Genomic DNA, 2,782 nt, shown 5'->3' with positions numbered 1-2,782 from the left:
CCCTCGGCTTTGGTGGGGTGGTGGGTGTTTTCTCCTTTGTTGGGGGTGGCTTGGTTGTTTATCGTCTCCTTCACCCTGAGTTTGGGGGGGGGGGGCCCCCCCCGCCCCCCCCCCCCACCACATGGTCACGCGCATTGTGCGGGCCTTTACTCGCAGACCTCGTCGGCGTGATGAAACACCCCAGCCGGCAGCCCACAGGGCCACACGGCTGATTGGCTGCCGGAGAATTCCGCATCGCCGAACGTCGGGTCGCCGCCAGGTGTGCCAGACCTGCTAGCTCTAGAAGGCCGACGAGCCGAATATTCAGCGCATGGCAACCGGGTCGGCTCGTCACCCCACCGCTCCTGAGAAAGGTTCGGGATGCCCAGATTCTTTGGCATGACCCTTCTGGCGCTGGCCCTGGCAACTGGTACACCGGGCGCCGTAGCCACCTCAGCCACCGCACTCGAATCCCCGCCCGCAGCCACAGCGCCTGACAAGACCGACAAGATCCCCGGCCGGTACATCGTGACCCTCAAGAAGCCTGCCTCCGACAAGCAGGGGGACATGGACAACGCCGTAACAGCGGCGATCGAGCGAGCCTCCACCCTGGGCGCCATGGTGCATCATGCCTATCGCCATGCCCTCCACGGCTACGCGGCGTCGATGAGCGCACGCACCGCGGCCAGGCTCGCCGAGGACCCCCAGGTGCAGTCGGTGCAGCAGGACCGCTCGGTCCGCGCCACCACTCAGTCGGTCCCTACCGGCGTGAACCGGGTGGACGCCGATCTCAGCCCGACTGCCGCCATCGACGGTGCGGACACCCGGGTGGACGCGGACGTCGCCGTCATCGACACCGGTATCGACCTGAGCCACCCGGACCTCAACGTGTACCGCGCCGGAGGGAAGAACTGCTGGTTGCCCTTCCTGGAGCCCTTCGACTGGAACGGCCACGGCACCCATGTGGCCGGCACCATCGGCGCCCTGGACAACGACACCGGGGTCGTCGGGGTGGCACCGGGCGCGCGGCTGTGGCCGGTGCAGGTGCTCGACCCCTTCGGCTTCGGATCCACCTCGAGTGTCATCTGCGGCATCGACCACGTCACCGAGCACGCCGACGAGATCGACGTGGCCAATATGAGCCTGGGCGGCGACGGCACCGACGACGGCAACTGCGGCAGGACCAACGGCGACGCCATGCACGAGGCGATCTGCGCCTCGGTTGCCAAGGGCGTCACCTATGCTGTGGCAGCCGGAAACTCCCATGCCGATGCCGGGAACATGGTGCCGGCCGCGTACGACGAAGTGATCACCGTCAGCGCCTTGGCGGACTTCGACGGAGAGCCCGGTGGCCTGAGCCAGCCGACATGCTACGACGACCAGGACGACACCTTCGCAGACTTCTCCAACTACGGTCCGGACGTCGACCTGATCGCGCCGGGCGTATGCATCCTCTCGACCTACGCCAACGGCGGCTACGAAACCCTGTCCGGCACCTCCATGGCCGCTCCGCACGTAACGGGCGGCGCAGCCCTGTACCGGGCTACCCACCCCACCGCGTCGCCCGCAACCGTCAAGGCGGCTCTGCAATCGGCGGGCAGTCTCGACTGGACCTGGCCGTCGCAGGACGGGGACGCCGTCAAGGAGCGTCTGCTCAGGGTCTCCTCGTTCTGACCAGCGCAGTGATGATCGAGTGCTCGATGGTGACCAGGGCCTTGAGTGTGCCGCGGCGGGCGGTCAGCCGCATGTAATGGGCCTACAGGTAGGTGTCTTTGGTTCTGGCCGCCCCGAATGCCCCGATCCTGAGCACTCCTTGAGGTACGGGTTGCCGGGGCAGACTCCGGCCCAGGAGGCGAGGTGCCCGGCAGAGGTGAACCAGTTCATGTCGTCGCTGGTCTCCGCCGTGATCACTTCGGCGGTGGCCCGGTTGATCCCGGGGATGGTGTCGAGGAGGCCGGGAGCGGGACGAAAGGGGGCCATTCGCTTCCTCGCCCCGCGCGTCCAACTGCCCGATCACGGTGGTGAGCTGGTCGTACTGGTCCAGATGCAGCCGGGTCAGGGAGGCGTGATGGTCACGGAACCGACCGGTCAGGGCCTCGGTGAGTTCCGAGATCTTGTTGCGGAGCTTGCGCTTGGCCATCTCCGCGAGGGTCTGTGGGGCGCGTTCATCGTGGATGAGGGCTTCGAGCATGGCCCGGCCGGAGACGCCCCTCGCTCGCGGGTGGCGGTGGTTCGGGCTCGGGTCAGGTCCCGCAGCTCACGTACCGGCTGGGACGGAATGAAGGAGGAGCGGACCAGGCCGTGGGCGCCGAGCTGGGCCGGCCAGGCGGCGTCGGAGACGTCGGGGGCAACGCCGGGCAGGTTCTTGACCTGCCCGGCGTTGACCAGGATCCGGGGAGAACCGCCGCTACCTGCGGCAAGGCGAACGGTTCTTGATCTCCTACAACCCCGAAGCTGCCGAACGCGACAAGCGCACCCAACTCGTCGCCCAGCTCCGAAAGTTGATCGAAGACACCGACAAGCTCGGCGACTTCAGTCGAGGCGAACTGCGCGGCAAGATCGCAGACAAGCCCGGTCTGAACCGCACGGACTACTACGGGGCCTCCGCCTCACTCACGGCCCTCAGTCGGCACCGGCTTCACGCGCCTCGGCCGGGCCGATGGATGCGTACGGGCGCTCCTCGAGCCCCCTGCTCCGGCCGACCCGGCGTGTGCTGAGGTTGAACTCGCTATGGCGGGTGGGGATCTGACGTTTCATGATTGTTGCGGTATGCCGGAGGTATGCGGTATGCGCAGGGCGGTGG

General features: G+C 67.3%; 3 protein-coding genes. 1 reads left to right on the top strand and 2 read right to left on the bottom strand.

All coding sequences use genetic code 11. The features are described 5' to 3' along the window. Nucleotides 1-378 precede the first annotated feature (378 nt). Nucleotides 379-1,653, top strand: a complete 1,275-nt coding sequence (locus ACWD3C_RS48270) for a S8 family peptidase (RefSeq protein WP_451155149.1) — start codon at nucleotides 379-381, stop codon at nucleotides 1,651-1,653. Between the two features lie 63 nt (nucleotides 1,654-1,716). Here ACWD3C_RS48270 and ACWD3C_RS48265 read toward each other — a convergent pair whose 3' ends face one another. Beyond that, entirely contained in the window at nucleotides 1,717-1,959 is a 243-nt protein-coding gene (locus tag ACWD3C_RS48265) for a transposase (RefSeq protein WP_451155147.1), read from the bottom strand. A gap of 642 nt (nucleotides 1,960-2,601) precedes the next feature. Further along, nucleotides 2,602-2,736, bottom strand: coding sequence for a hypothetical protein (locus ACWD3C_RS48260; protein ID WP_451155145.1), 135 nt, complete (start codon nucleotides 2,734-2,736; stop codon nucleotides 2,602-2,604). Nucleotides 2,737-2,782: the final 46 nt, after the last annotated feature.

It is taken from the genome of Streptomyces sp. NPDC002845 (assembly GCF_053591955.1).
Note: the sequence above shows the minus strand (reverse complement) of the source record. Positions and strands in the feature narration are given on the sequence as shown.

Bases quoted from the DNA above. Each gene is read 5' to 3' on its own strand.
- ACWD3C_RS48270 (WP_451155149.1), top strand. From the start codon at position 379: ATGACCCTTCTGGCGCTGGCCCTGGCAACTGGTACACCGGGCGCCGTA.
- ACWD3C_RS48265 (WP_451155147.1), bottom strand. From the start codon at position 1,959: ATGGCCCCCTTTCGTCCCGCTCCCGGCCTCCTCGACACCATCCCCGGG.
- ACWD3C_RS48260 (WP_451155145.1), bottom strand. From the start codon at position 2,736: ATGAAACGTCAGATCCCCACCCGCCATAGCGAGTTCAACCTCAGCACA.